Origin of the sequence: Ruegeria sp. HKCCA6837 (assembly GCF_013034475.1) — a bacterium.
Classification (GTDB): Bacteria; Pseudomonadota; Alphaproteobacteria; order Rhodobacterales; family Rhodobacteraceae; genus Ruegeria.
This window is the reverse complement of the sequence record NZ_WQGD01000001.1, coordinates 214,151-240,748: the sequence shown is the minus strand read 5'-3', so window position 1 is coordinate 240,748 and position 26,598 is coordinate 214,151. Positions and strand designations below refer to the sequence as shown.

Genomic DNA, 26,598 nt, shown 5'->3' with positions numbered 1-26,598 from the left:
GACAGAATGAAAAGAACATTACTAACAACCTGCGCGCTGTGCGTTGGGGCCGCGACAGCCCATGCAGGTGGCCTTGACCGAAGCGGTCAGGGGATCAATTTGATTTTCGAAGAAGGTTCGGTCGTGCAGTTCCGTCTTGGATATACCAACCCAAGCGTGACCGGAACAATGCCTGCATTAGCAGGTCCAAACATTGGTCAACCTCAAGACTCTGGCGAGGTGGCGAACGACTTCTTTACACCGCATTTGGGATACAAGGCGGCGCTGACCGAACAGCTTGATTTCGCGATCATGTATGATCAGCCTTTTGGCGCTGACATCCAATATGCAGCTAATTATCCACTGTCGATCAACCCAATTCCCGGTGGTCGGTCGGACGTTCTGAGGGCAACGGCGGACACGGATGCGATCACCGCATTGTTGCGCTATAAGTTCGACGGAGGCTTTAGTGCCATCGGCGGCATTCGTGCGCAGCGCGTAAAAGCGTCAGTCACCGTACCACTTGCTGCGGGCTATAACGTAGACACGAACGCCGACACAGCATTTGGGTACGTAATCGGTGTAGCCTGGGAAAAGCCTGAGATCGCGGCCCGCGTCTCTCTGACCTACAACTCGAAGATCAGCCATGATCTTTCGCAGACAGAATCTCTGAACCCACCGCCAATTCCCCCAATTCCTCCGGGAACGGTTGCAACCTTCAACACCAACAGCGAAATTGAAACGCCCCAGTCCATCAATCTGGACTTCCAGACAGGTGTTGCCCCCAAAACCTTGCTGTTCGGATCGGTACGTTGGGTCGACTGGCCACAGCTGGTTTACAACCCGCCAAACTATCCACCGACCAGCAACCTTGTTGACTATGACGATGCCACCTTCACCTACTCGCTGGGTTTGGGCTACCAGTTCTCGGAAGAGTTCTCCGGCGCTGTGACTCTTGGCTACGAGTCGTCTCAAGGTACCCCGGTTTCAAACCTCGGTCCGACCGATGGTTTCTGGAGCATCGGCGTAGGCGGCACCTACTCTCTTGAGAATGCACAGATTTCTGGCGGCATTCGCTATACGGATATTGGCGACGCAACAGCAGACGGCGCTGGTCCCGGTGCGCGCGCAACATTCACAGGCAACAGCGCCTGGAGTGTTGGGTTCCAGATCACATACGCTCTGAACTGATCGCCACCATCTCAGTACATGTCAAAGCCCCGCTGTTTCAGCGGGGCTTTTTCGCAAGAACCGGGTCGCGGTATAAGCCCCTGGATGAGACAGTGACGCCATGAGTGCTCAAAAACACCTCTCACCCCGCGCCTGGGTCGAGCTTTTACTGCTTGGCATCATCTGGGGCGCGTCCTTTGTCTCGATCCGAATCGCGCTGGACACGATTCCAGTCATGACGTCCGTTCTGCATCGCACCTTCTGGGCCATGCTGGTGCTTTGGCTTGTCGTATGGGCCCAAGGGCACAAAGTGCCGCGTGCGCCTCGGGTTTGGGGTGCGTTTCTGATCATGGGGCTGCTCAACAATGCCATCCCCTTCAGCCTCATGGCTTGGGGGCAGCTCTACATCGACACCGGATTGACCGCGATTCTGAACGCAACAACCGCCGTTTTTGGAGTGCTGGTTGCAGCACTGTTTTTTCGCGATGAACGCCTGACAAGGTCGCGTCTGTTTGGCGTATGTCTAGGCTTTATCGGCGTCACGATTGCCATCGGGATTCAAAACTTCATTGGGTTCAGCCTGCAAAGCACAGCGCAGCTTGCGGTACTGGCAGGAACAGTTTCGTACGCCTTTGCGGCCGCGTGGGCCCGATACGCTTTGTCCGACCTCCCACCGATTGTTGCTGCGGCTGGCATGTTGACGGGATCGACCATTTTGGTCCTTCCGCTGACACTTATGATCGACGGCTGGCCAAGTCTGGTTTTGCCAGCCGTCACCTGGGCTGCCATCGCATATTATGCGATCGTTGCAACCGCCGGGGCCTATCTGCTGTACTACCGTGTTCTGGCCATGGCCGGCAGTGGCAATCTGATGTTGGTGACACTGGTTATTCCCCCTGTCGCCATCGTTCTGGGGTCATTACTGCGCGGTGAAGCCCTGCCCCCCAATGCCTATTTGGGCTTTGGCATTCTTGCCACGGGTCTTTTGGTACTCAATCGCTCTGGCCGTCGTGATTGACGTCGTCCGTTGCCCGATTTAGCAAAGGCAAAAATAGGGACGACAGCTCACCATGATTTACACCTCCGCCGAAGACTGGCGCACCGCCCGCCGCAAGAAAGTGCTGTTCTTTGGCATGTCTGGCCTGGGCAAGACCTATGTCTCTAACATCCTCAGGGATTCTGGGAACTGGTTCCACTATTCGATCGATTACCGGATCGGCACACGATACATGGGCGAATACATCACCGACAACGCCAAGGCCGAGGCTATGAAGGTTCCGTTTCTACGAGAACTGCTGTTGTCGGATTCGATCTTTATCGGCTCGAACATTTCGTTCGAAAACCTGACCCCAGTTGCCACCTATCTTGGCAAACCAGGCAATCCGGCTCTGGGTGGGCTTGAGATGCCAGAGTACCGTCGCAGACAGGAACAGTTCCGCCTGGCTGAAATTCACGCCCTTCTTGACACCGAGTATTTCATCGATCGTGCTGAACGTTTGTATGAATACCCGCATTTTATTTGTGATACGGGCGGTTCGATCTGCGAATGGGTCGACCCCGAAGACCCCAAGGATCAGATCTTGTCAGAGCTGTCCCGTCACACTCTTATGATCTGGCTGAAGGGTGATGAAGGACACACAACCGAATTGGTACGCCGGTTCGATAAAGCACCCAAACCCATGTCTTATCAAGCCGACTTTCTGACCCGCACATGGGCCGAGTATCTGGATCAAAAAGGGTGCGCAGAATCCGATGTAAACCCCGATGATTTTGTCCGCTGGACCTATGCACAGGCTCTGGCGCACCGACAGCCTCGCTATGAGGCGATGGCCAAAAACTGGGGCGTGACGATTGCCGCAGATGACATTGGTAAGATCCGCGATGCGGCTGATTTCGATGAGTTGATCGAGCGCACCCTTGAGACCGAGCCCAAGAACGCCTAACTAGCAGTTTTCCTTATTCTCTTCGAAGTCTAACACATGCCCATCAAAATCCCATCTGATCTTCCTGCTTTTGACGTCCTGACGAAAGAAGGCGTCATGGTCATGGATGAAGATCAGGCCATGCGTCAGGACATTCGACCTTTGCGCATCGGGTTGTTGAATCTGATGCCCAAGAAAATCCAGACGGAAAACCAGTTCGCCCGCCTGATTGGTGCGACGCCCTTGCAGATCGACCTGTCCCTGATCCGCATGACGGAACATCGTACCAGGAACACTGCGGCAGAACACATGTCGGAGTTTTACCACCCCTTTCAGGAGGTCAAAGACCAGAAGTTTGACGGTCTGATCATTACGGGTGCGCCGATCGAGCATCTGGAATTTGACGACGTCACCTATTGGGAAGAGATCAGCAAGGTCTTCGAATGGACGCAAACGAATGTTCATTCCACCTTTGGTGTCTGCTGGGGCGGTATGGCGATGATCAACCATTTCCACGGCGTGCGTAAACACATGCTGGATGCCAAGGCCTTTGGTTGTTTCCGCCACCGGAACCTGAACCCGGCCTCGCCGTTCTTGCGTGGGTTCTCGGATGATTGTGTGATCCCGGTCAGCCGCTGGACGGAAATGAAACAAGATGAAATTGATCGCGCCTCTGGTCTGAATACTCTTCTGGGTAGCGATGACGTGGGCCCTTGTCTGGTCGAAGATCCCGAGCACCGTGCACTCTATATCTTCAACCATTTCGAATATGACAGCGATACGTTGAAACAGGAATATGACCGGGACGTTGCCAATGGCACGCCAATCAACGTGCCGGTCAACTACTACCCGGATGATGACCCTTCTAAGACGCCACAGAACCGATGGCGCAGCCATGCGCATCTCCTGTATGGCAACTGGATCAACGAGATCTATCAGTCCACACCTTTTGATATGAGTGAAATTGGCAAGTAAAGCTTTGATATCCATTGGTCTTATCGTTTTAAGCCTGGCCGTGCTGACCGCTTGGCGCAGCGCCAGGAATGAAGCGATGGCCGAGGCAGCCTTTCCGCCAGAAGGTCATATCCTGGATGTCGACGGTATCGCTGTTCATGCCGTTGTCATGGGAGAAGGCCCGGATGTCGTTTTGATCCACGGATCCAGCGGGAACACACGTGACATGACCTTCGCGCTGGCCCCCATTCTGGCGCAGAACTTCCGTGTCATCGTGTTTGATCGTCCTGGTCTGGGTTATTCTGAAAGCTTTAACCCCAACGGTGAAACTATCATCGAACAAGCAGATATTCTGCAACGTGCAGCGGCTCAGCTTGGGGCGGATAAACCCATCGTTTCAGGCCAAAGCTATGGCGGGTCGGTCTCGCTTGCCTGGGCTGTGACGCGTCCTGATAACATCTCGGCCCTTGTTTTGATCGCCCCCGCTGCTATCCCGTGGGAAACACCTTTGGATGGGTTCAACCGGCTGGCCTCAACCACCGCTGGCAATGCGCTGGCCCTGCCCCTGATCAGCTCGTTCATACCCGACTGGTATGTCACCCAAGCGCTGGACAGAGTGTTTGCACCGCAAGCCGCGCCCAAGGGCTACGCTGAACACTTCGGCCCTGGGCTAACGATCCGGCAGGGTTCGATGCACGCAAACGCCAAACAGCGCGCCAATCTGTTGGATGAGATCACACGCCTACAGCCAAGATATAGCGAGATTTCCGTACCGACGGAAATCGTTCACGGAACCGCTGACGACACGGTTGGTCTTGAATGGCATTCAGAACGCCTGATCGACCAGATCCCCGGGGCCGAACTTATCGAGTTGCCCGGGATCGGACATATGCCACAGGTGGTCGCCGCCCCGGAAGTTGCAGCCGCAATATATCGTGCGGCACAGCGCGCAGGTTTGCGTTAGTCCGGGCTCTAATCCATAGTAAGATATGGATTTTATCGCGAGGTGACATATGGCCCGGTCCGAAAAAGGTTCAATCGAAAGATATTATCAAAAAGACGCTCCCAAAGCGGTGCGGGAAGAAATCAAGAAATCGGGAAAAGGGGATATTCTGAACGTCTCTTACCCCTATCGCGAGAAAATGAAGACCAAGGACTATGACGATCAGATGGATCTTCTCCAGATCGAGTTGGTCAAGATGCAGTCCTGGGTGAAAGAAACCGACCAGCGAGTGGCCATCATCTTTGAAGGTCGTGACGCCGCCGGCAAAGGTGGCACCATCAAACGGTTCCGCGAAAACCTGAACCCGCGCGGCGCGCGCAACGTAGCGCTTGCCAAGCCTTCAGACGCGGAACGCAGCCAATGGTATTTTCAGCGTTATATCTCTCACCTGCCTGCCGCGGGCGAAATCGTGTTCTTTGACCGAAGTTGGTACAACCGGGGTGTCGTCGAGAATGTTTTCGGGTTTTGTACACAGGAGGAACGTGAGCGGTTTTTCCGTCAGGTTTTGCCGCTGGAAATGGGTCTGGTGAATGACGGCATTCAACTTTTCAAGTTCTGGCTCAATGTCGGGCGCGCTGAGCAGCTGAACCGTTTTTTGGCGCGTGAAACAGACCCGCTCAAACAGTGGAAGCTTAGCCCGATTGATGTGGCGGGCCTGAACAAGTGGGATGAGTATACACAGTCGATCTCGGAAACGCTGACCAGATCGCACACCGACGTATGCCCTTGGACGATTGTGCGTTCAGACGACAAAAAACGCGCACGTCTCGCTGCCATTCGCACGGTGCTGCACGCGTTGGACTATGATGAGAAAGACAAAAAGAGCATCGGAAGGATTGATCCAAAGATTTGCGGTGGCCCGGATATTTGGGATGCATAAACCCTCGTTTCATCGTGGCCATATGGTGGCTAAGGTTGGACGGTCGCACATGTATGCGCTATCTCGTTGCTTTTTAACACTGAATCAAAACAGCTGAGGGCGGGATGACGAAACGCGGTTATCACCACGGGAACCTGAAACAGGCTTTGGTCGAGGCCGCCTTGTCCCTGATCGAAGTAAAAGGCCCGACCGGTTTCACTCTGTCCGAAGCCGCAAAAACCGCCGGAGTGACGCCCGCAGCCGTATATCGCCATTTTCAGGGCCGCGAGGACCTGATTGCCGAGGCCGCGCGGCAAGGGTTCGAGATGTTCGCTGACCTCATGCAATATGCCTATGACAAGGGGCAGCCGTCAGCGCTGGCGGCATTCGAGGCAACCGGACGCGCCTATCTGGCTTTTGCCCGCAAGAACCCCGGCCATTATATCGCGATGTTCGAAAGCGGGATCTCTTTGAACCGCACGACCGAGCTTTCTTTGGCCGCCAACCGCGCCAAGTCTGTTCTGGAAAAAGCGGCGGCGGACCTGTCTCAACATATTCCGCCAGAAAAACGCCCACCTGCATCAATGTTCAGCGCTCATATCTGGGCGATGAGCCACGGTGTTGTTGAACTGTTCGCGCGCAACACGGGCGCGACTTCACCTTTCCCACCCGAAGAATTGTTGGAAAGTGGAATTGGCATTTACCTGCGCGGTCTTGGCCTCATTCCGCAGGACGACTGAAACAGGTCAGAGCAACCTGTTGCCCTGTGGCATGCTCAGACCTGAGGTCACATTGATCAGGTCCATCTCGCCGATACCCTTGATGTCGACACACCCAAGGTCAGAAACCTGAAATTCGTCGATCAGCGCATATTTCATCTCTTCCGGGGCCACGATATTCATCGGGTTGGCAAATACTTGCAAGCGGGAAGCAATATTCACAGCCGGACCAAAAACGTCATAGACATATTTTTGAATACCGACGACCGATCCGACCGCAGCCCCCATCCCCAAACCGATCCTGGCCTGCCATTTATGCGGGTGGCTTTCGTTCCGGCGCTCCAGATAACGCAGAAAACGTACGGCACAATGTGCAACGGCCGTGGCGTGATCCGGGGTTGGGTCAGGCATGCCGGACACCGCCAGATAAGCGTCACCAATTGTCTTTATCCGCTCGCACCCGAATTGCTCGACGATGCGGTCAAAGGCTGTGAAAATATCGTTCAGCTCACTAAGGGTCACGGTCGGATCCGTTTTGGCAGCAAAATCGGTGAACCCGACAAAATCCAGCATGACCACCGAAACCTGCTGGTACAGCTGCGGTGTCACGACACCAAAGGTCTTAAATTCTTCATACACAGCTTTTGGCATCAGGTTCAGCAACAGACGCTCCACCCTCTCCTTTTCGCGCTCAAGTTCTCGGGTATTGCGCTCGACCATAGTGGAATAGCTGTCGATCATGCTTTCCAACTCGCGAATGCGCGTGATGTTTTGACATTCGACAATCAGCACCTGTTCAGACAGGCCATTGGCCAGAGACACTGCCACCGCAAAGATCAATGTTCGGCGTTTTGGTTTGATCTGAAGTTCGACGGAATACCTAAGGCCAGATTGTTTGACATCCTCCAGCTCTTTGGAGTCGAGGTCCGGCAGAATGTCTGTAAGCGTATTGCCTTCTTCTGGTACCCCAAACCATTCCGCGAAAGGTCCGTTGTGAAACACAAACTCCAGATCCGAGGCACGAACCACGGCGACACCAACACCAATGGCACGCAACAGTTGCTCATTGATTGCCAGTATGCTCATGCCGCTGTCCGGACGACGATGATGGACCGTTTGCCCTCAATTGCAGCCAGCGCTGTTTTGATGTCATTGTCCGACATGCCATGAACGCTCAGCGCATCGCCGAACAGTTCCGCCATGACGTCGAATTCATCGTGCGAGATGTTCAGATGCCGATGAACAGCTTCAATTCTGTCGTCGTTGAAGGATGCAGGACCGCCGATTAACGAAGACACAAACTTCGTCTGATGGTCGATCAGACGGGGCATATCGATGTCTTCGAAGTAATGGCCGATTTCGTCAGAATCCAATGCCATCTCATAGAAGGTCATTACTACGCGGCTGATTGTTTTGAAGCCGCCATACTTTTCATAAAGTGTCTGTGCCACACGAATACCCGCGCGTTACTGATCAATAACACCACAAGTCTATATCAATTTGATATTTTTGTTAACGTTTATGATCTACCCGATCCGGCCGACGGAGAACTTTTGGGGAATACAAACCAGAACCGCCACAGGTTTCAGCGGGTGAACAACTTCAAGGGATCAATGCAGCAGATGTAGCAAACGCAAGCGCCGAGATTTAATGACCGCTCCCACCCGTTCGTTCATCACGAAAGTTTCGAAGTTTGCCAACAGTGAAACAACTCGACCAGCACCACTTCGCCTACTGCCGTCAATTTTAGGAAGGTTATGGCGGAGAGACAGGGATTCGAACCCTGGAGACGGTTTCCCGCCTACACACTTTCCAGGCGTGCGCCTTCGACCACTCGGCCACCTCTCCGTGTCGGCGTTATTTGGACCAATGCGGTTAGATTTGCAAGGCCCCAATGTGGTGAAAAATCTGGAACGGACCAAATAAGTTATTCAGTTCTCACGCGGCTTTCACAACGCAAATACCTGCCCGTTCAGAGGCAGCAGTTATGCAATCACACCTCATCCCCGGTATCGGGATCCAAATCAGCCTCTGTCATATCCACGGGCCTGTTCGAATGAGTGTTTGGCGTGCTTGGCTCAGGCTTAACAGGCCCCTGCTTTTCATTTTCAGAAGGTTGGAGAGCTTCAGGATTTCGCAACCAAACATCTCGCTGAGCAAAGGGAATCTCAATCCCGGCTTCCGCGAATCTGCGGTTGATTTCATGGTTCATGTCCGATTTCACGGACAATACCCAGTTCACATCACGCAAGATTGCGCGGATCTCGAAATCTAGGGAATCCGCACCAAACCCTTGGAAAACAACGCTGGGTGCAGGGTTGGCCAAAACCATCGGGTGGCTGTTGGCAACCTCGCCCAGAATGGTTTCAACCTGTCGCGTATCAGTGCCATACGCTACGCCCACAGGAACGATGACGCGTCCGATCGTGTTGCCACGTGTATAGTTGGTCACCACGCCGCTGATCAAATCCGAGTTCGGAACGATAACATCGGTTCGGTCAAAGGTTTCAATCGTGGTCGACCGAACCGAGATGTCACGGACATAACCCATCATCCCGTTCACATCGATCCAGTCTCCCTTCGAGATCGGGCGCTCAACCAGAAGAATGATGCCCGACACAAAATTGGACACGATCGTTTGCAGGCCAAAGCCGATCCCAACAGACAGTGCACCCGCAACAATGGCCAGCGATGACAAATCAAAGCCTGCCACCATGATTGCGATCAGCGCGGCTATCGTAATCCCGACATATCCCGACCCGGACACAATTGCGTTCTGACCACCGGGGTCGATTTTGGTTTTCGGAAGAAGCGAATTGCGCAAGCCGCTTTGCAACAGTCGCGTCAGGGTGTAGCCGATCGCAAAAACAGCAACAAAGGTCAGGAAATTGGTGGGAGAGATTGTGACGCCACCAATGTCAAATCCAAGCAGCAACCGCGACCATGCTTCCAGCAGATCAGTTTTACGCGCGCCCCAGTATATCGCCAGAATAGGCAACGCGATGATGGCCAGTGCAAATCCAACCAGTACCGAAAACAGTGAATCCCGCGCCGCGTCTCCTTGCCCGGTGATCCATCCATAAACTTGGCTGATAAATCTTTGCAGGATGACCAGCGCGCCGATCAGCACGAGTGTTTTTACAGCGGGAAACACGATGGCTTCAGAGGCATTGGTATACCCGAAGATCGCAAGGACAGGAGAACTGATGCCCAAGAAGAACAACGCCCGACGCAAGAACTCTACGACTTGACTGAAACCCGCAGAGCCGGTTGCAGCAGATTGATCTGAGCTGTCTGTTGATCGAATCTGGCGTATTCGCAAAAGCAACAACGCTGTTGCGACGATAATCGGAAAACTAACGACGGCGCGGGTCGCGTCGGAAACGTTTTCAATACGTTCAAACAAAAGCGCCATTCCGTGCAGAACCAACAGCACAGCGAGTAGATCGATATATACGCGAAGTTCGGAAATTCGCGCAGCAGACAACCTTTTGAACCCTTGTGACGCCCCGATCACATATGCTTGACGACCAATCCAGTCATAAAACAAAATGATCGCTGCCCAATAAGGGACGTTTTCCAGAAGCAAGCTTCCCCTCAACCCGGTCACGCCGGTGAGGCTGATTGCTACGACCACGGCCAACACCCCAACCCAAGGCAGCAGAATGCGAAAAAGGGATATGGCAAAAGACCATACACCCGTACCGGCACCACCCAGGGACCTCAGGTAATCCCCACCCCGTTCAGACCAACGTTTACCAAAGATGAGCAGCACAGCCGCAATGACCAACAATACAAAGATCGCCAGTCCGCGATCACGAATCTGTTCACGTACGACGTCTGATCGCAGATTGGTTACCGTTTCATTTGTCAGGCTCTGGATTGCTTCTTTGATATCCACCCATGCTGGGCCCCAGTGTGACGGGTTTATCGGCGATGGGCCCTGCTCAAAGAATTCTTTTTTTTGCCGTGTGCGCAGGATTTGGTCTATTTCGCTGATCAGCCCATTTGCACGGCTGTAAGCCTCTTCAGATATGATACGCGGCACACGCAGGCTGTTTAGCTGTTCTTCAAGATGGGCCCGAAGCTGAGCTATGTCTTCAGGCTCGGGCGCGTCCCCTTCGGGTTTTGGACCCAAAGCCTTGATTTGACTTTGCAACGTGTTGATACGGTCAGTATTTGCCCCGCGAGCGCGATTGAAGTCGTCCCTGTAATTGTTTATTTCGGAACGTAAATTCTCTAACGCCGCGTCCGAAGCGCGGTTCGCTTCGATCACGGATTCAGCTCGGTCCGCCGTTCTTAGCCACCCCTGGTAGTACTCGCTTTGCCGATCGGTCAACTGCGCATTCGCGCTGCTTGTGAACCCAACAAGGCACAAAAATATCAGGACCAGAAACAGGCGGACCTGTGCCAGCATCACACGTCCTCGAATACGCCGGGAATACTACGGGGGGCCTCTGTCATCCAATCCGGCACAGGCAATTCTTTTTCACGCAGGAATTCCGGATTAAACAGTTTGGACTGATAGCGTGTGCCATAGTCACAGAGAATAGTAACGATGGTATGGCCCGGCCCCAATTCTTTGGCCAGACGTACCGCACCGGCCATGTTGATCGCGGTCGAGCCCCCCATGACCAGACCTTCTTCGCGCAGCAGGTTAAAGATATACGGCAGCGCTTCGTTGTCGCTCATCTGGTATGCGAAGTCCGGTTTAAACCCTTCCAGGTTCTTTGTGATGCGAACCTGACCGATGCCTTCGGCAATCGAGCCCCCCTCCATCGCGATTTCGCCGGTGGTATAATAGGAATAAAGCCCTGCCCCCATCGGATCGACGAGACCGATCTTAACACCCTTGGGCTGCAGCGCCTCGGCCACGCCGGCCAACGTTCCACCAGATCCTACGGCACAGACAAAACCATCGACCTTGCCGTCCGTCTGTTCCCAAATTTCAGGGCCTGTTGTTTCCACATGCGCCTGACGGTTGGCCACATTGTCAAATTGGTTGGCCCAAATCGCGCCATTGGGTTCGGTCTTGGCCAACTTCTCGGCCAAACGGCGCGAGTAATGCACGAAATTGTTGGGGTTGCGGTAAGGCGCGGCAGGAACCTGCACAAGCTGAGCGCCTGCCAGACGCAGCATGTCTTTCTTTTCTTCGGACTGGGTTTCAGGGATGACAATCACTGTCTTGAACCCCATCGAAGCTCCGACCAGGGCCAGGCCGATCCCCGTGTTGCCTGCTGTCCCTTCGACAATTGTTCCGCCGGGTTTCAATTCGCCCCGCGCAATCGCATCCCGGATAATATACAGCGCCGCACGGTCCTTGACGGACTGGCCAGGGTTCATGAACTCGGCCTTCCCCAGGATTTCGCAACCGGTTTCTTCACTGATGCGCTTTAACCGGATCAGCGGTGTTTTCCCGACTGCGTCGGCAAGGTCTCGTGCAATGCGCATGGCGCCCTCTTGTCGTTTGGTATCGAAGAAGATTTACAGCCGCGCCGCCGTGACCACAAGCGTGATAGTCATACACGCAGCCTGTCGCGATGACGGGCCAGCCAGTAAGCCAGAGCAACCAATTGTACGTCCTTGAAAACATGACGGTCTGCCATGTCGATGAACGCGTCGAAAGGCAGGATCTGACTGCGAATGTCTTCGCCTTCGGTATCGAGACCGCCGGTGTTTGTCGTATGGGTCAAATCTCCCAATCCGACATACAGATACATGAAACCGGTGGATGACCCGCTTGAGGAATAGGCCCCACCCGCGTATTCCAACCGATCGAATTTTACACCGGCTTCCTCCATCGCTTCACGATGCGCGGCCTGTTCGGGTTCTTCGCCCGGGTCTATCATCCCTGCCACGGCCTCCCAAAGCCACGGTTCGGGGTCGTTAATCAAAAAAGCGGGTGGCCTGAATTGTTCGACCACAAGCACCGTATCCCGCGCCGGGTCGTAGGGCAGAACGGACACGGCACTACCTTGCATCAAGCTGCCCCGATGCAGCACAGGCCCCATTGAACCATCATGCTGGCGGTGTTGAAGGTCGACTTCCTCCATCCCGAAATAGTTGACATAGGCGCGATCGTGACGATGCACGATGACATCCTTATTTGTATCTCTTGGGTCGCCTGTGCGCCGTTTGTCCGCAAGAATTTTGGCCCAAGCCCGGGTTTGAATGGCGCGAATGTTACCTGCCATCACCTCAGGCTCGATCCTGCCAAAATACGCCATCTCTTCTTCAGCGGCCAAAGCCGTGATGTCACCCACCCTGTCTGCCCATCCCTGCAAAGACCATTGTCCATCAGGTTTCCAACTACCGGGTGCGGGAAAAAAGACCTTTGCCTCACGCTTGTTCCCGTCGTGCAGATCAACTGTCACAGGGGTCAGGTCGTAGTCGAACGCTCCTTCATAAAATGCCAACCTGGCCAGATCCTCAGACGACAAATCCTGAACAAACACGCCGTGCGCGCTGTCGCCAGACAAAGGCAGGATCATCGGGAAATCCTGCCCTTTCACTGCGTGAACAGCGTGATCAGGCAGAACCGCCGATTGAACGGAAATATCTTGTAGCGGACGACCCAGAACGCGTTCAAGCAACGGTAAATGTCGAAGCGTTCCGTAGAAAAACAAATCAGACAAATTCAATCTCTCAGGTGGCAGTTCGCATCAGCGCCATTGGCGATGGGCCTGTTCAGTGGCCAGACCAGCGACAACTGCTCCAACGGCAAATGCGATCAAAATTTCGGGGACCATCAGCAACTTGCCATACTCGATACCAATCTGGAAAATGGCCATGACCGCCTCAAACGGACCGCCATATCTATTGCGCATGGCAAGGCGGAACATCTCGTAGCAGCCCTGTACGAACAAGGCCCAAAATACCAACGACGCCACACCTGTCAGGCCGTTGTTGATGCCCGCCGTCCATCCTCGTCCGGCGCGCTTGCCCATGATTGTCCAACCACAGGCCGCGCCAAGCGCCATGTTTACATAGGTAAAGTACCCATAGTCCTTACCCTCTTCACCATTGTCGATGATCATCCCTGAGACGATGAAGGCCAGCACGACAAGGCAAGCAGCGGCAACAAGACGCGAGGCAGTGGGCATATGACGGTCCGTTCGTTAACTTGGTTTTGCTATGGTGATCTGTGTCACATCACAATTGCTTGTGTCAAAGGCCGCGCCACATGCGGTCAAATAATAATTCCACATGCGGCGAAAACGCTCATCAAAACCCATTTCAGCAATCTGGTCCCACTTGGAATTGAACGTCTCGTACCAGCGGCGCAGTGTCAGGTCATAGCTTTTGCCAAACTCTTTGGACTTAACAACGCTCAATCCGGCTTGGTCGATCTGCTGCCGCAGGATCGAGGGGGACGGTAACATACCCCCCGGGAAGATATATTTCTGAATGAAATCAACACCGTTCTTGTAATAGTCCCAGCGATGATCGCCCACGGTGATGATCTGCAATGTCGCTTGTGCGCCAGGCTTCAGCCGGTCACGAACAGTTTCGAAATAGACCGGCCAGTACTTTTGGCCCACTGCCTCGAACATCTCGATCGAAGCAATACCGTCATACAAGCCCTTTTCGTCGCGATAGTCTTGCAACTTGAACTCCACCTGACCATTTAGTCCTGCGTTGTAAATACGTTCCTTGGCGAATTTAAACTGTTCCTGGCTGATGGTCAGACAGGTCACACGCAGACCACGCTCTTTGGCCGCATATTCCGCAAACCCACCCCAGCCGCAGCCGATTTCCAGAATATGATCGCCGGGTTTGACGCCCATCTCATCCACAAGGCTTGCATATTTGGCGGTCTGTGCCTTTTCCAAACTCTCCTGTCCGGTCTCGAAAATCGCACTGGAATAGGTCATGGTTTCATCCAGCCAAAGGCTGTAAAAATCATTGCCCAGATCGTAGTGGTACGAGATATTCTTTTTCGCCTGCGCCCGGTTGTTACGGTGTAGCCAGAACCGGAGCCGCTCATAGGCTTGCACTAGGAATTTGCCGGTAAACCCGTCATACACTGTCTCGGATCCCAGATGCACAAGGTCCATGAACGAACGCAGGTCGGGCGTGCTCCAGTGGCCATCCAGATAGGCATCGGAAAAGCCCAACTCGCCCTCTCGTACCAGGCGCGCAAAGATATCGCCGTCATGAACGTGGACCTCAGCAACCGGCCCCGGCTTGGCTCCTTCGGCACGGAATGTGCGACCATCGGGCAAAACGATATCAAGCCGCCCGTATTCCATTTTGGTCAGCATCTTGAAAACTTGAGCAAAATATCTGGGCAAGTCTTTTTGCCCTTCAGTCGTCGTCAGGATCATCCGCTCTCCCCTTTGCGGTGTCGATATTAAGCTAGGCCGCGATTTTGTTTCTGGCAAGTTTTCAATTCCTTAGTGGGTTTTTCGGGTTTCATATGCGCCAAGCGCGCGGCTTCGACCCTCTGCCAAAGCAACAACTGGCGCTGGGTAGTCTGCGTCCTCGTGCAGGTTCCAGGACCGGGGGACCGCTTTAAAATAGGAACGGGCCGTGTCGCCGGGTTTTCTCTGGCCTTCGGCAATCCAGCGCCTCAGATAAGCGCCGTTTGGGTCAAATTTCTCAGCCTGCGTCTGAGGGTTGAAAATTCGGAAAAACGGCGCAGCATCAGGGCCAGAACCCGCCACCCATTGCCATCCCATCGCATTGCAGGCCGGATCCCAATCGATCAGGCACTCCTCAAACCACTGCATCCCGATTTTCCATTTTGTCATCAGATGCTTGGTCAAATAGCTGGCCACGATCATCCGAGCCCGGTTGTGCATCCGGCCTGTCACATACATCTGGCGCAAACCAGCATCGACCACAGGGATACCGGTTCTGGCCTGTGTCCATGCAATAACGTCCGGATGTTCGGGGTCCGTGTTCCACGGAAAACTATCCCATTCGGGCTTCCAATTGTCGCTAAGCAGGTGCGGCGTGTGGTACATCAGGTGATAGGCAAACTCACGCCACACCAACTGACGCAAGAAAGCCTCGGTGCCCGAAACCCCCATCAAAGCAGCTTGGTGGACCCGATGCCAAACCGTGCGCGGGCCAATCTCGCCCAGCGACAGATATTCAGATAAGTTCGATGTTCCGTCCTGATCCAGCCGGTCACGCTGGCTGGAATACGTTGAAACGCGGTCCAGAAACTCGTCCAGATGATCGCGGGCGGCCTGCTCGCCAGGTTGAACGAAAGGTCGCACAACGGCTGCGCCCCGGTTCATTGCACGCCCCATCCGCCACGCGTTCAGATCCTCAGTTGCAGGCCAGGTGGCAGGTGACTGCAAACGTGTCACCGGCGCAGCGGGCGCAGGAACGTCCCGGCCCTGAACCGCGCGCCACATGGGGGTGTAAACGCGAAAGGGCTGACCGGCCTTGGTTGCGACCGTCCAAGGCTCAAACAGCAAATGCCCGGCAAAGGACTTGGCTGTCACACGTTGCTCGATCAACGCGGCCTTGATCTCTGTGTCACGCTCAATCGAGGCCAGATCATAAGAACGCGACCAATAGACCGAAGTGGCGCCGGTCTCTGTCACTAAGTTTTGCAATTGAGCCAGAGCATCCCCGCTTCGCAGGATCAAGCGGCTGTCCAACCTCGCCAATCCCTCGGCAAGCGCGCCCAATCCCAACTCCAGACGCCATTTTGGTGCCGCACCCAGGCGTTCAACAAGGTCATCACAAACAAAGACCGGAATAACCGGGCGACCACTCTCAGCCGCTGCTGTTAAGGCTGGATGGTCCGACAGGCGCAGATCCCGCCGGAACCAAATAATGATCGGAGTTTGCCCGTGTGCCATGTTTGCCCTGCTGTTTTCTTCGTATACGAAGGCTCAGGGATAATGGATCACAAAACGCGTTCAAGCGCCTCTAAAAGTTGATCAATTTCCTGTTGCGATGTGTAATGCGTAAAGCTGACCCGAAGCACGCCCTGTGCCGGGTCAACCCCCATGGCTTGCAACGGGCGCACGGCATAGAAGTCTCCGCCACCTGCCATAACACCGTGTTGCGCCAACTCTGCGGCAACAGGTTCAGCCGGTCGATTTAACGACACCGCAACTGTTGGCGCGCGCCGAGTGGCGTCAGATGTGCCGATCAAACGCACTGCGTTGCGATCCTTGACCGCATCCAGCACCGGCTGCAGCAAGGACACTTCCTGACCGCGCATCAGGTCATGTACAAAAGCGCCTTGTGCGGCGGCATCAGAGGTCGGCCCGCCATGGTGCGCACTCAGCAATTCCACATAATCCGCCATGCCCGCACAGGCAGCGACCTGCGCGTGATCCGGACCGGCCGGGGTGAACCGTTTATACAAAACGTCACCGTTAAAATAATGCGCCTGATTGGGAAGCAACTCTCCTATTGTGCGTCGGATGACCATGCAGCCCTGATGCGGGCCATAGGTTTTATAAGTCGAAAACAGGTAGATATCTGGCCCAAGGTCACCAACATTCGGAAAACCATGCGGGGCGTACGAAACGCCGTCAACGCAGACAAACGCGCCTGCCGCGTGAGCAATTGCGGTGATTTCCGTCACTGGATTGATCTCACCTACAACGTTTGAACAATGCGGGAAACAGACCAGACGCACCCTTTCGTCCAGCATATTTTCAAGGTCTTCGGGCTTTAACGAACCGGTTTCAGGGTCAATCTGCCATTCGCGAATTTCGATCCCCTCATCGGCCAATCTACGCCAAGGGCCAGAATTTGCCTCATGATCCTGATTGGTCACGACGATGGCTTCGCCGGGCTTCATCCATTGCCGGAACGCCTGCGCCAAAACATAGGTATTTTGCGTGGTCGAAGGGCCGAAACTTAGCTCATCGGTGTCGACCCCCAGGATTGCGGCCATACGCGCTCGTGCTTCATCCATTTCGGCCCCTGCCAAACGGCTGACCTCGTAAGGCGCATAAGGCTGAACTTTGCGTTGCGTGTAGAACCGCGTCAGTCGGTCAATCACCGGTTGACACGTGTACGACCCACCGGCGTTTTCAAAAAAAGCCTGACCTTGCAAGCTGGGTTCGGAAAAAGCTGGGAATTGCGCCCGAACAAAATCGATATCAAGAGAGCTCATGCCTCTTTGCTCCTTAGTTTTTGCAGTCAGATCAATGAGATGCCCGCTCATGTTTCCAGACACCTCAGAAATCATGGCAGGTCTTCCAGCCCAGCCTGTCGTTACGCCGAAGAAAGGCGCACCACACGGCAGCTCTTTGATAAGAAAGAGCAGTAGTACTTAGACAGCCGCTTCCATAACCGTCAAGTCGCTGCAAAAAAAAGAAAACCCCGGAAAGAACCCGAGGTTTACATCGCGCGTTGGAACGGGATTTAGCCCTGAACTTTGGTGTACGTCCCCTCGCCCGCCAAAATGCCACGGAAACCACCGGGCTCATCCAAGCCGAAAACGATCAGGGGCAGGTTGTTGTCCCGCGCCAGCGCAATCGCCGAGGCATCCATAACACGCAGTCGCTTAGCCAGCACATCATCGTATGAGACGGTATCATAGCGTACCGCGTCAGCATGTTCTTTGGGGTCTTTGTCGTATACGCCATCAACACCGTTCTTGCCCATAAAGATCGCCTCACACGCCATTTCATTGGCACGCAGGGTGGCGGCGGTGTCAGTAGTAAAATAAGGGTTACCGGTTCCGGCTGCAAAAATACAGACCCGCTTTTTCTCAAGGTGGCGCACGGCGCGGCGACGAATGTACGGCTCGCACACCTCATCCATACGAATGGCCGAGATCACACGCGTGAACACCCCGATTTCTTCCAGTGCCGACTGCATTCCCAGCGCGTTCATAACCGTGGCCAACATGCCCATATAATCTGCCGTGGTTCGTTCCATGCCCTGAGCTGATCCGCTCAGGCCACGGAAGATATTGCCGCCGCCGATGACCATGCAGATCTCAACGCCCAAATCGTGAACCGATTTCACCTCTTGCGCGATGCGCTGAACGGTTGGTGGGTGCAGACCGAATCCCTGATCGCCCATCAACGCCTCACCCGAGATTTTCAGCATAACCCTGTTATACTTGGTTTTCGGGGTTTCTGCTGTTTCTGACGAAGGGGAAAGGCTCATATTGCGCTCCGGGCTGGCACGGGGTTAATTTCCGCCGCAAAATGAAGCAAAAGCTCCGCAGGTTCAATGCGGTTGGTGAGGATCGAGGCAACCGCACATGGCCCAGCAATCAACAGCGCAATTATTTCGACATTTACCCGCCATCCCCGACGACAAACCGGTGCTGATTGCGGGCCCGACGGCGTCAGGAAAGTCTGCTTTGGCGCTTGAGATTGCCGAACGGTTTGGCGGAATGATCGTTAACGCGGATGCCAGCCAGGTTTATGATTGCTGGCGCGTTGTCTCTGCCCGACCATCCGCCGAAGAAGAGGCCCGAGCCCCGCATCGCCTTTATGGTCATGTCGCATATGATCAGGATTATTCAACAGGTCATTGGCTGCGCGAGGTGATCCCTTTGCTGACCGGGGACAAGCGCCCAATCATCGTGGGCGGCACCGGTTTGTACTTTACCGCGTTGACCGAGGGCATGGCACAGATCCCGGCCACGCCCCAAGCGATCCGGTCTGAGGCGGACCAGATACCGCTGCAAAAGTTAATCGACGGAATAGACAGCGACACGCGATCCGGTCTGGACACACAAAACCGGGCTCGCGTGCAACGCGCCTGGGAAGTCCAACGCGCCACAGGACGCAGTTTGCTGTCTTGGCAGGTCGACACGCCACCACCGGCTTTGAACCTAAGTGACACCGTGCCAATTGTCTTCGACGTTGATAAGGCTTGGCTTTTGGCGCGAATAGAGCGTCGATTCGATCAGATGCTGGATCAAGGTGCCATCGAGGAAGTGCGCGCCATGCAGGGACGCTTTGACCCCAGCTTGCCCGCGTGCAAAGCCATCGGCGTACCCGAGATCAGAGCCTACCTGAACGGGTCAATGACCTTGGATCAGGCGCGTGAACGCGCAACGATTGCGACACGGCAATTCGCTAAGCGTCAGCGCACCTGGTTTCGGGCGCGCATGAAAGAATGGAATCACGTCGAAATCTCACCATGATACTAAGCACATCAACGTTGATGAGATGATCTCCGAAAGCGCCGTCAGGACACTGTTTTTAATGATTTTATTTCAAATCCACAAGTGACCCGTAACAACGGTCGCGCTCGAATCTTTACCGTCTAATGACGACAGACCACGTGTTCAACTTGGCGAGAATGTCGTTTTTGAACGTTTAATGACGAATTCGAACATTGACGTTGGCGGAATTCTGGTGCCGAATACCGTCATGGGGATGCACAGAAACCAAAAATCAAAACCCTTCAATCTGGCGACCGGTAAAAACCGGGTCGCGTAGAACCATAATCAATCAACAAAATCTAATGTCACAGGGAGACATCTATGACGAATGACGTAACCACCAATGACAAGGTGCACTGGGCGGCCGAGATGCACGCACAGGAATACCGTGACGGCAAGCTGAGCCGCCGTGAGTTCCTGACCCGTGCCACCGGTCTGGGCGTCACCGCAGCCGCTGCATATGGCATGATCGGCCTTGCCGCTCCTGCTCAAGCCGAAGGCGAAGACGCCAAGAAAGAAGGCGGAACCATTCGCGTTCAACAAGAAGTACGCGCACTGAAAGATCCGCGCACTTATGACTGGTCGCAAATCGCGAACGTCTCACGCGGGACGCTGGAATATCTGGTCGAGTACAACTCGGACGGGACATTCCGCGGCATGTTGCTGGAAGGCTGGGAAGTCAACGAAGACGCAACGGTCTACACTCTGAAAGTCCGTTCGGGCGTCAAGTGGAACAATGGCGATGATTTCACCGCTGATGACGTGGCCCGCAACATCGCACGTTGGTGTGACAAGAGTTCGGAAACCAACTCGATGGCTGGTCGTTTTGCTACGCTGGTTGACGCAGATACAGGTCAGGCCGTGGAAGGCGGGATCGAAGTTGTCGACGCCAACACCGTTAAGCTGAACCTGCCTGCTTCTGATATCTCGCTGATCGCAGGTATGGCTGACTATCCGGCTGCGATCGTACACAGCTCATTCAGCGAAACTGACCTGCTGAACAACGTCGGTACGGGCCCCTACCTGATGAGTGAGCTGGAAGTCGGTGTGAAAGCGGTTCTGACGCGCAACGAAGATCACACCTGGTGGGGAGAAGAGGTCTTTGGTCGCCCTGCTTTGGACAGCATCGTGTACACCGACTATGGAACCGACCCGTCAGCGTGGCTGGCGGCACTGGAGTCCGACGAAGTCGACATGCTGTATGAATCAGTTGGCGAGTTCATCGACGTGATGGACGGACTTGGCTATGTGAAGTCCGAAGTGGTCACGATGAACACCATTGTTATCCGGCCGAACCAGCTGGCCGAAATTGATGGCAAGCAAGTCTACGCGGACAAGCGCGTGCGTAAGGCTTTGCAAATGGCCGTTGACAATTCGGTCTGCCTGGAATTGGGCTTTGGTGGCCGCGGCACGCCTGCCGAAAACCACCATGTCGGCCCGATTCATCCAGATTATTACGAACTGCCACCGCAGAAAGTGGATCCTGAGGGTGCACGCGCCCTTATGGAAGAGGCCGGAATGGCCGATTTCGAACATGAGCTGATTTCGATCGACGACGACTGGCGCCGGAACACAACCGACGCCGTGGCCGCGCAGCTGCGCGACGCGGGGATCAAGGTCAAGCGGACCGTTCTGCCGGGCAACACCTTCTGGAACGACTGGGCAAAGTACCCCTACAGCTCGACCAACTGGAACCACCGTCCGCTTGGTGTTCAAATCTGGGCACTGGCCTATCGGACAGGCGAAGCGTGGAATGAATTTGGCTGGTCCAACGCCGAGTTCGACTCAATCCTGACGGAAGCTCTGGCGATCGCAGATGCGGACAAGCGCCGCGAAGTCGTCGCCAAGGGCGAGGCCTTGATCCAGGAAGAAGGTGTAACCATCCAGCCCTATTGGCGTGCGCTCTATCGCCATATGAAAGATGGTCTGGTCGGTACTGACATGCACGTGTCGTTCGAACATCATCACTACAAGTGGGGCTGGGCCGCTTAACGCCAGCCTGCTTCTCACAAGGGGCGCCTGATTGGGCGCCCCTTTCCAGCCGCAGACCTGCCGACACGGGGTCGGATGTCCGAGGCCAGAAAATGGTCCACTGATCTGCGGAACACCCGAACAACAGGGGCCAACATGGGACTTTTTATCCTCCGACGGTTTGGCGTGATGCTACTCACAGCACTCTGCCTGACTTTCGTGGTCTTCTTTTTGACCAACCTCTACCCGAACCTTGAAAAGCTTGCCAAAACGCAAGGCAACCAGCGGATGTCTGACGAGCAGGTCGAAACATGGCTGGGGAATCGTGGCTACCTTCAGCCAACGCTGATCAAGTATGGTCAGTGGCTTGGCGTGATGCCGGGCTTCACCAAAACACTGGAAGACGGCACATTCCAGGGCACCTGTGTGCGTCCCGGTTTGACCGAAGAAGATACGCCCCGCTATTGCGGCGTCCTGCAAGGGGATTGGGGGTATTCCACTGTCTTCAAGGATGAGGTCGGAAAGATCGTCGGCGTCCGTCTTGGCAACACCGGCTATCTCATGTTCTGGGTTTTGGTCCTGATGGTTCCGTCTGCACTTTTAGTCGGAGTTCTGGCTGGGATGCGCGAAGGATCCGCGTTGGACCGGTCGCTGTCGACATTCTCTATCATCACGACCGCGACGCCTGAATACGTGTCGGGCGTGATCTTCATCGCGATTTTCACCTCGTCGACCGTTGGACTAAAATGGTTCAAGGGAACAGCGACATCAGCGATGGAAAACCCGACTTTCGAGAACTTCTTCCTGCCGGTACTGACCATCTCACTTTACGGGATGGGCTATATCGCCCGCATGACCCGCGCCTCGATGACCGAGGTGATGACCGCGCAATACATCCGGACCGCGCGGCTCAAGGGGGTGTCCTTCAGCAACATCGTCATGAAACACGCTCTGCGCAACGCGCTGATCGCGCCCTTCACCGTCATCATGCTGCAGTTCCCGTGGCTGCTGAATGGCGTCGTGATCGTCGAGACCCTTTTCAACTACAAGGGCTTTGGCTGGGCACTGGTTCAGGCGGCGGGCAACAACGACATTCAGCTTCTGCTGGCGATCTCGGTCGTGTCGGTCTTTGTGGTTCTGTTGACTCAGCTGATTTCGGATATCGGCTATGTCTACCTTAACCCGCGCATTCGCATTTCTTAAGGAGGGATAGATTATGGAACCACTTACCTGGACCGGCTCTATCGCCTTCCTGAATCCAATCCTGTTGCTCGCACTCGCCGCACTGGCGCTTTCGATCATAGTCTGGATCGTCGCGAGTATCCTTTTGCCTGAACAGCAGATCACCGTAAACTCGGATGGCTCTGTCAGTTCAAGCGGTGGGCTGCGAGGCCTCATCCAAACGGCGCTTCACTACAGCTTTCTCGCCAGCGTCGGATTGTCGGTTGCGTATCTGCTGCTGGGCATTTTTATGGGGACCAATGCAGGGATCATCGGCGCGATGTCGCAACAATTCCTGCCTGTTTGGGTAGCGCTGATCATCATGTTCGCGTCGTCCATCGCCTTTAAACGGCGTCTTGGATTGTACGGCAAACTCTATGACAGCCCCATCGGCATGATCGGTTTCGGTCTTGTGATGTTCTGGGTGTTTACCGGCATCTTCGGCGCAATGGACATGATTGTGACGCATGACCCGCTGACGCAGCTTTCGGGCATGAAGAACAAGGTACCTGGCACGCCTCTGCCAAATCTGGAAGACGGGCAATATGCCTGGTACCTGCTGGGCGGTGACAATCTGGCCCGCGACGTCTTCAGCCGAATGGTAAAGGGCGCGTGGATCGTGGTGCAAATCGCGCCGCTTGCCACGATGTTTGCCTTCATGGTCGGCATCACTCTGGGTCTGCCCGCAGGATATTATGGCGGTCGTCTGGACACGTTCCTGTCGTTCTTGGCCAACCTGATCCTTGCCTTCCCAGTGATCCTACTGTTCTACCTTCTGGTAACGCCCGAGATCGTCGCGACTGGGGTACCGAACTATATGGCCGCGGTGCTGTTTGTATTCCCGATCCTGTTCCTGGCGGTTTTGCTGAACTCTCGGTTCTATACACGTCCGAAATTCCGCACGCCGCTTCTGGTGGCGGTGCTGGGGATCACGGTCTGGCTGTACCTATCGCTGATTTCGACCGGTGGGTATGTGATTAATACCGATGACTATCGCATCTGGGGCCTGCCGACATATCTGGATCTGTTCGACATTCCGGGCGGTATTCTGGTGGTGTTCGTTTCAGTGGTCTTTGTGAACTCGCCCACGGTGTTCCGTATCGTGCGGGGTCTGGCGCTGGACATCAAAACCCGTGATTACGTCGCGGCGGCGCAAACTCGTGGCGAAGGACCGTGGTACATCATGCTGTGGGAAATCCTGCCCAACGCTCGTGGTCCACTGATCGTCGATTTCTGTCTGCGTATCGGTTACACAACCATACTGCTGGGAACCTTGGGTTTCTTTGGACTGGGCCTTCCACCTGAAAGCCCGGACTGGGGTTCGACGATCAACGAGGGGCGCAAGCTTCTGTCGATCTACCTGCACCCTGCCCTTCCGCCGGCTTTTGCACTGTTGTCGCTGGTTCTTGGTCTGAACCTGCTGGCTGACGGTTTGCGCGAAGAAAGCCTGAAGGACTGATGTGATCGAGGCCGGGGGCTCTGCCCCCGGACCCCCGAGGTATTTTTAGCCAGATGAAGGGGATCCCCGCATTTGGTGAGGAGTAAACAAGATGAGCAAAATGGCGGATTATGACGGCCCGATCCTGGAGATCGACAAGCTGTCTATCTCATTCTTTACCCGCCTGCGGGAAATTCCCGCCGTGATGGATTTCTCAGTCAGTGTGCAGCCCGGCGAGGCTGTGGGATTGGTCGGTGAATCCGGGTGCGGTAAGTCAACCGTGGCGTTGGGTGTCATGCAGGATCTTGGCAAGAACGGTCGGATCGTCGGAGGGACGATCAAGTTCAAAGGCAGGGATCTTTCAGAAATGTCGGCGGAAGAGTTGCGCGATGTTCGCGGCAACGAAATCGCGATGATCTATCAGGAGCCGATGGCATCGCTGAACCCGGCGATGAAGATCGGCAAACAGCTGATGGAAGTCCCGATGATCCACGAAGGCGTCAGTGCGGAGGAAGCATATTCACGAGCACTGGAAGTGGTGACGGATGTGCGCTTGCCTGATCCGGAGCGAATGCTGAATTCTTTCCCGCATCAACTATCAGGTGGTCAGCAGCAGCGGATCGTGATTGCGATGGCGCTGATGTCGAAACCGGCGCTGCTGATCTTAGATGAGCCAACAACAGCTTTGGACGTGACAGTCGAAGCCGCCGTTGTTGAGCTGGTCAAGGATCTGGGCAAGAAATACGGCACCTCTATGCTGTTCATTTCGCACAATCTCGGGCTGGTTCTGGAAACCTGCGACCGGCTGTGTGTGATGTATTCGGGCGAAGCGGTCGAACGTGGCTCGATCAAGGATGTGTTCGACGAGATGCAGCATCCTTATACACAGGCGTTGTTCCGGTCGATCCCGCTGCCGGGGGCCGACAAGAATTCGCGTCCGCTGGTGGCCATCCCCGGCAACTTCCCCCTACCCCATGAGCGGCCTCCGGGGTGTAACTTTGGCCCGCGCTGCGACTACTTCGAAGAGGGGCGCTGCGACGCAAAAGACATTCTGATGGAGGCTGTGCCGGGAAATGACCGGCACCATACGCGCTGTCTGAAATTCCAAGAGATCGACTGGAACGCACCGATCACGGTAGGCGAACAGAAAGAGAAAGGCGAAATCGGGCGGACTGTTTTGAAAATGGACAACCTCAAGAAATACTATGAGGTTGCGGCAAACGCTCTGTTCGGTGGCGGCGAGACGAAAGTTGTGAAAGCCAACGAAACGCTCAGTTTCGAAGCACATGAATCCGAGACGCTGGCCATCGTGGGTGAATCCGGTTGCGGCAAATCTACTTTTGCCAAGGTGCTCATGGGGCTGGAAACGGCCACGGATGGTCAAATCCTGTTGGACAATCGGAATATCGAACAGGTGCCCATCGAAGAACGGGATGCCAAGACGGTTGGCGAAGTTCAGATGGTGTTCCAGAACCCGTTTGACACCTTGAACCCCTCGATGACCGTCGGGCGTCAGATCATTCGAGCGCTCGAGATTTTTGGGGTTGGAAACTCTGAGGCCGAGCGCAAGAAGCGGATGCTGGAGCTTCTGGATCTGGTGAAGCTGCCGCGTGCATTTGCGGATCGGATGCCGCGCCAGTTGTCCGGTGGTCAGAAACAGCGCGTGGGCATTGCGCGCGCCTTTGCGGGTGATGCTCGTATCGTGGTTGCGGACGAGCCTGTCTCGGCCCTGGACGTGTCGGTGCAGGCAGCTGTGACCGACCTGCTGATGGAAATCCAACGAGAGCATAAAACCACCTTGCTGTTCATCAGCCACGATCTGTCCATCGTGCGGTATCTCAGTGACCGGGTCATGGTCATGTATCTGGGTCATGTAGTCGAATTGGGCACGACCGATCAGGTTTTTGCCCCGCCCTATCACCCCTACACCGAAGCTCTTTTGAGCGCTGTTCCAATCGCCGATACTTCGGTCGAGAAGCAGCATATCGTGCTTGAAGGTGATATTCCCTCAGCCATGAACCCGCCGCCGGGCTGCCCGTTCCAGACACGATGCCGCTGGAAATCCGAAGTGCCGGATGGGCGTTGCGAGTCACATGTTCCGCCGGTGCAGACCTTGGCAGATGGGCATCAGGTGAAATGCCATCTGGCCGAAGACATTCTGGCGCGGATGGAACCGGTGATCAAAGTCGCCGCGGAGTAACCTTGCCAATAAGACTTAGAAAGGGCCGGTCATTGACCGGCCCTTTCTGGT

The 26,598-nt window shown here is 54.9% G+C and carries 22 protein-coding genes and 1 tRNA gene; 12 read left to right on the top strand and 11 right to left on the bottom strand.

Annotated elements, in window-relative coordinates:
* Positions 1 to 6 precede the first annotated feature (6 nt).
* From GOV91_RS01130 to GOV91_RS01100, 7 genes are all read left to right on the top strand, one after another.
* The gene (locus tag GOV91_RS01130; protein WP_171174378.1) at positions 7 to 1,170 is read left to right on the top strand and encodes an OmpP1/FadL family transporter; all 1,164 of its coding nucleotides are present in this window, start codon (positions 7 to 9) and stop codon (positions 1,168 to 1,170) included.
* Between the two features lie 100 nt (positions 1,171 to 1,270).
* On the top strand, positions 1,271 to 2,167 hold the full coding sequence (locus GOV91_RS01125) for a DMT family transporter (protein ID WP_171234151.1): 897 nt from the start codon (positions 1,271 to 1,273) through the stop codon (positions 2,165 to 2,167).
* 52 nt (positions 2,168 to 2,219) lie between these two features.
* Positions 2,220 to 3,092: an ATPase gene (locus GOV91_RS01120; protein ID WP_171234150.1), complete on the top strand. Its 873-nt coding sequence runs from the start codon at positions 2,220 to 2,222 to the stop codon at positions 3,090 to 3,092.
* A gap of 36 nt (positions 3,093 to 3,128) precedes the next feature.
* Positions 3,129 to 4,046 (top strand): homoserine O-succinyltransferase, encoded by a 918-nt coding sequence (metA, locus tag GOV91_RS01115; RefSeq protein ID WP_171234149.1) that lies wholly within the window; start codon positions 3,129 to 3,131, stop codon positions 4,044 to 4,046.
* Positions 4,036 to 4,989, top strand: a complete 954-nt coding sequence (locus GOV91_RS01110) for an alpha/beta fold hydrolase (RefSeq protein ID WP_171234148.1) — start codon at positions 4,036 to 4,038, stop codon at positions 4,987 to 4,989. Before metA ends, GOV91_RS01110 begins: the two co-directional genes overlap by 11 nt.
* 49 nt (positions 4,990 to 5,038) lie before the next feature.
* Complete coding sequence (ppk2, locus tag GOV91_RS01105; RefSeq protein ID WP_171234147.1) at positions 5,039 to 5,908, top strand: polyphosphate kinase 2; 870 nt, start codon at positions 5,039 to 5,041, stop codon at positions 5,906 to 5,908.
* A 104-nt stretch (positions 5,909 to 6,012) separates the two neighbouring features.
* On the top strand, positions 6,013 to 6,627 hold the full coding sequence (locus GOV91_RS01100) for a TetR/AcrR family transcriptional regulator (RefSeq protein ID WP_171174391.1): 615 nt from the start codon (positions 6,013 to 6,015) through the stop codon (positions 6,625 to 6,627).
* Between the two features lie 6 nt (positions 6,628 to 6,633).
* On the opposite strand, the gene GOV91_RS01095 is transcribed toward GOV91_RS01100, so the two are convergent.
* From GOV91_RS01095 to pyrH, 11 genes are all read right to left on the bottom strand, one after another.
* A complete protein-coding gene (locus tag GOV91_RS01095; protein ID WP_171174393.1) occupies positions 6,634 to 7,692 on the bottom strand; it encodes an adenylate/guanylate cyclase domain-containing protein in 1,059 nt (352 codons plus the stop codon).
* Positions 7,689 to 8,057 (bottom strand): group 1 truncated hemoglobin, encoded by a 369-nt coding sequence (locus GOV91_RS01090; RefSeq protein ID WP_171174395.1) that lies wholly within the window; start codon positions 8,055 to 8,057, stop codon positions 7,689 to 7,691. Before GOV91_RS01090 ends, GOV91_RS01095 begins: the two co-directional genes overlap by 4 nt.
* A gap of 307 nt (positions 8,058 to 8,364) precedes the next feature.
* Positions 8,365 to 8,454 (bottom strand) — tRNA-Ser (locus GOV91_RS01085).
* Positions 8,455 to 8,599: 145 nt separating this feature from the next.
* Positions 8,600 to 11,023, bottom strand: coding sequence for a DUF3772 domain-containing protein (locus tag GOV91_RS01080; RefSeq protein WP_171234146.1), 2,424 nt, complete (start codon positions 11,021 to 11,023; stop codon positions 8,600 to 8,602).
* Positions 11,023 to 12,057, bottom strand: a complete 1,035-nt coding sequence (locus tag GOV91_RS01075; RefSeq protein ID WP_171174399.1) for a cysteine synthase A — start codon at positions 12,055 to 12,057, stop codon at positions 11,023 to 11,025. The genes GOV91_RS01080 and GOV91_RS01075 overlap by 1 nt, the downstream gene beginning before the upstream one ends.
* A 68-nt stretch (positions 12,058 to 12,125) precedes the next feature.
* Positions 12,126 to 13,241, bottom strand: coding sequence for an NUDIX domain-containing protein (locus tag GOV91_RS01070; RefSeq protein WP_171234145.1), 1,116 nt, complete (start codon positions 13,239 to 13,241; stop codon positions 12,126 to 12,128).
* 27 nt (positions 13,242 to 13,268) lie between these two features.
* The gene (locus GOV91_RS01065; RefSeq protein ID WP_171234144.1) at positions 13,269 to 13,709 is read right to left on the bottom strand and encodes a TrgA family protein; all 441 of its coding nucleotides are present in this window, start codon (positions 13,707 to 13,709) and stop codon (positions 13,269 to 13,271) included.
* A gap of 15 nt (positions 13,710 to 13,724) precedes the next feature.
* A complete protein-coding gene (locus GOV91_RS01060; RefSeq protein ID WP_171234143.1) occupies positions 13,725 to 14,933 on the bottom strand; it encodes a cyclopropane-fatty-acyl-phospholipid synthase family protein in 1,209 nt (402 codons plus the stop codon).
* A 69-nt stretch (positions 14,934 to 15,002) separates the two neighbouring features.
* Positions 15,003 to 16,427: a deoxyribodipyrimidine photo-lyase gene (locus tag GOV91_RS01055; RefSeq protein WP_171234142.1), complete on the bottom strand. Its 1,425-nt coding sequence runs from the start codon at positions 16,425 to 16,427 to the stop codon at positions 15,003 to 15,005.
* 47 nt (positions 16,428 to 16,474) lie between these two features.
* Positions 16,475 to 17,701 carry an aminotransferase class V-fold PLP-dependent enzyme gene (locus tag GOV91_RS01050; RefSeq protein WP_171234141.1) on the bottom strand — a complete coding sequence of 409 codons (1,227 nt, stop codon included), beginning with the start codon at positions 17,699 to 17,701 and terminating at the stop codon, positions 16,475 to 16,477.
* A gap of 251 nt (positions 17,702 to 17,952) precedes the next feature.
* Positions 17,953 to 18,705: a UMP kinase gene (gene pyrH, locus GOV91_RS01045; RefSeq protein ID WP_171174412.1), complete on the bottom strand. Its 753-nt coding sequence runs from the start codon at positions 18,703 to 18,705 to the stop codon at positions 17,953 to 17,955.
* 97 nt (positions 18,706 to 18,802) lie between these two features.
* Here pyrH and miaA point away from each other — a divergent pair, with 97 nt between their 5' ends.
* The 5 genes from miaA to GOV91_RS01020 all read left to right on the top strand — a co-directional run bounded on the left by miaA (position 18,803) and on the right by GOV91_RS01020 (position 26,547).
* Positions 18,803 to 19,696 carry a tRNA (adenosine(37)-N6)-dimethylallyltransferase MiaA gene (gene miaA, locus GOV91_RS01040; protein WP_171234140.1) on the top strand — a complete coding sequence of 298 codons (894 nt, stop codon included), beginning with the start codon at positions 18,803 to 18,805 and terminating at the stop codon, positions 19,694 to 19,696.
* A gap of 342 nt (positions 19,697 to 20,038) precedes the next feature.
* Positions 20,039 to 21,709: an ABC transporter substrate-binding protein gene (locus GOV91_RS01035; protein ID WP_171174416.1), complete on the top strand. Its 1,671-nt coding sequence runs from the start codon at positions 20,039 to 20,041 to the stop codon at positions 21,707 to 21,709.
* A gap of 135 nt (positions 21,710 to 21,844) precedes the next feature.
* Positions 21,845 to 22,891 (top strand): ABC transporter permease, encoded by a 1,047-nt coding sequence (locus GOV91_RS01030; protein WP_171174417.1) that lies wholly within the window; start codon positions 21,845 to 21,847, stop codon positions 22,889 to 22,891.
* A gap of 13 nt (positions 22,892 to 22,904) precedes the next feature.
* Positions 22,905 to 24,368: an ABC transporter permease gene (locus GOV91_RS01025; protein ID WP_171234139.1), complete on the top strand. Its 1,464-nt coding sequence runs from the start codon at positions 22,905 to 22,907 to the stop codon at positions 24,366 to 24,368.
* Positions 24,369 to 24,459: 91 nt separating this feature from the next.
* Complete coding sequence (locus tag GOV91_RS01020) at positions 24,460 to 26,547, top strand: ABC transporter ATP-binding protein (protein ID WP_171174422.1); 2,088 nt, start codon at positions 24,460 to 24,462, stop codon at positions 26,545 to 26,547.
* Positions 26,548 to 26,598: the final 51 nt, after the last annotated feature.

What these genes read in the sequence shown, in the direction of transcription:
- GOV91_RS01130 (WP_171174378.1), top strand. Translation starts at nt 7, where the DNA reads ATGAAAAGAACATTACTAACAACCTGCGCGCTGTGCGTTGGGGCCGCG.
- GOV91_RS01125 (WP_171234151.1), top strand. Translation starts at nt 1,271, where the DNA reads ATGAGTGCTCAAAAACACCTCTCACCCCGCGCCTGGGTCGAGCTTTTA.
- GOV91_RS01120 (WP_171234150.1), top strand. Translation starts at nt 2,220, where the DNA reads ATGATTTACACCTCCGCCGAAGACTGGCGCACCGCCCGCCGCAAGAAA.
- metA (WP_171234149.1), top strand. Translation starts at nt 3,129, where the DNA reads ATGCCCATCAAAATCCCATCTGATCTTCCTGCTTTTGACGTCCTGACG.
- ppk2 (WP_171234147.1), top strand. Translation starts at nt 5,039, where the DNA reads ATGGCCCGGTCCGAAAAAGGTTCAATCGAAAGATATTATCAAAAAGAC.
- GOV91_RS01100 (WP_171174391.1), top strand. Translation starts at nt 6,013, where the DNA reads ATGACGAAACGCGGTTATCACCACGGGAACCTGAAACAGGCTTTGGTC.
- GOV91_RS01095 (WP_171174393.1), bottom strand. Translation starts at nt 7,692, where the DNA reads ATGAGCATACTGGCAATCAATGAGCAACTGTTGCGTGCCATTGGTGTT.
- GOV91_RS01080 (WP_171234146.1), bottom strand. Translation starts at nt 11,023, where the DNA reads ATGCTGGCACAGGTCCGCCTGTTTCTGGTCCTGATATTTTTGTGCCTT.
- GOV91_RS01075 (WP_171174399.1), bottom strand. Translation starts at nt 12,057, where the DNA reads ATGCGCATTGCACGAGACCTTGCCGACGCAGTCGGGAAAACACCGCTG.
- GOV91_RS01065 (WP_171234144.1), bottom strand. Translation starts at nt 13,709, where the DNA reads ATGCCCACTGCCTCGCGTCTTGTTGCCGCTGCTTGCCTTGTCGTGCTG.
- GOV91_RS01060 (WP_171234143.1), bottom strand. Translation starts at nt 14,933, where the DNA reads ATGATCCTGACGACGACTGAAGGGCAAAAAGACTTGCCCAGATATTTT.
- GOV91_RS01055 (WP_171234142.1), bottom strand. Translation starts at nt 16,427, where the DNA reads ATGGCACACGGGCAAACTCCGATCATTATTTGGTTCCGGCGGGATCTG.
- GOV91_RS01050 (WP_171234141.1), bottom strand. Translation starts at nt 17,701, where the DNA reads ATGAGCTCTCTTGATATCGATTTTGTTCGGGCGCAATTCCCAGCTTTT.
- pyrH (WP_171174412.1), bottom strand. Translation starts at nt 18,705, where the DNA reads ATGAGCCTTTCCCCTTCGTCAGAAACAGCAGAAACCCCGAAAACCAAG.
- miaA (WP_171234140.1), top strand. Translation starts at nt 18,803, where the DNA reads ATGGCCCAGCAATCAACAGCGCAATTATTTCGACATTTACCCGCCATC.
- GOV91_RS01035 (WP_171174416.1), top strand. Translation starts at nt 20,039, where the DNA reads ATGACGAATGACGTAACCACCAATGACAAGGTGCACTGGGCGGCCGAG.
- GOV91_RS01030 (WP_171174417.1), top strand. Translation starts at nt 21,845, where the DNA reads ATGGGACTTTTTATCCTCCGACGGTTTGGCGTGATGCTACTCACAGCA.
- GOV91_RS01025 (WP_171234139.1), top strand. Translation starts at nt 22,905, where the DNA reads ATGGAACCACTTACCTGGACCGGCTCTATCGCCTTCCTGAATCCAATC.
- GOV91_RS01020 (WP_171174422.1), top strand. Translation starts at nt 24,460, where the DNA reads ATGAGCAAAATGGCGGATTATGACGGCCCGATCCTGGAGATCGACAAG.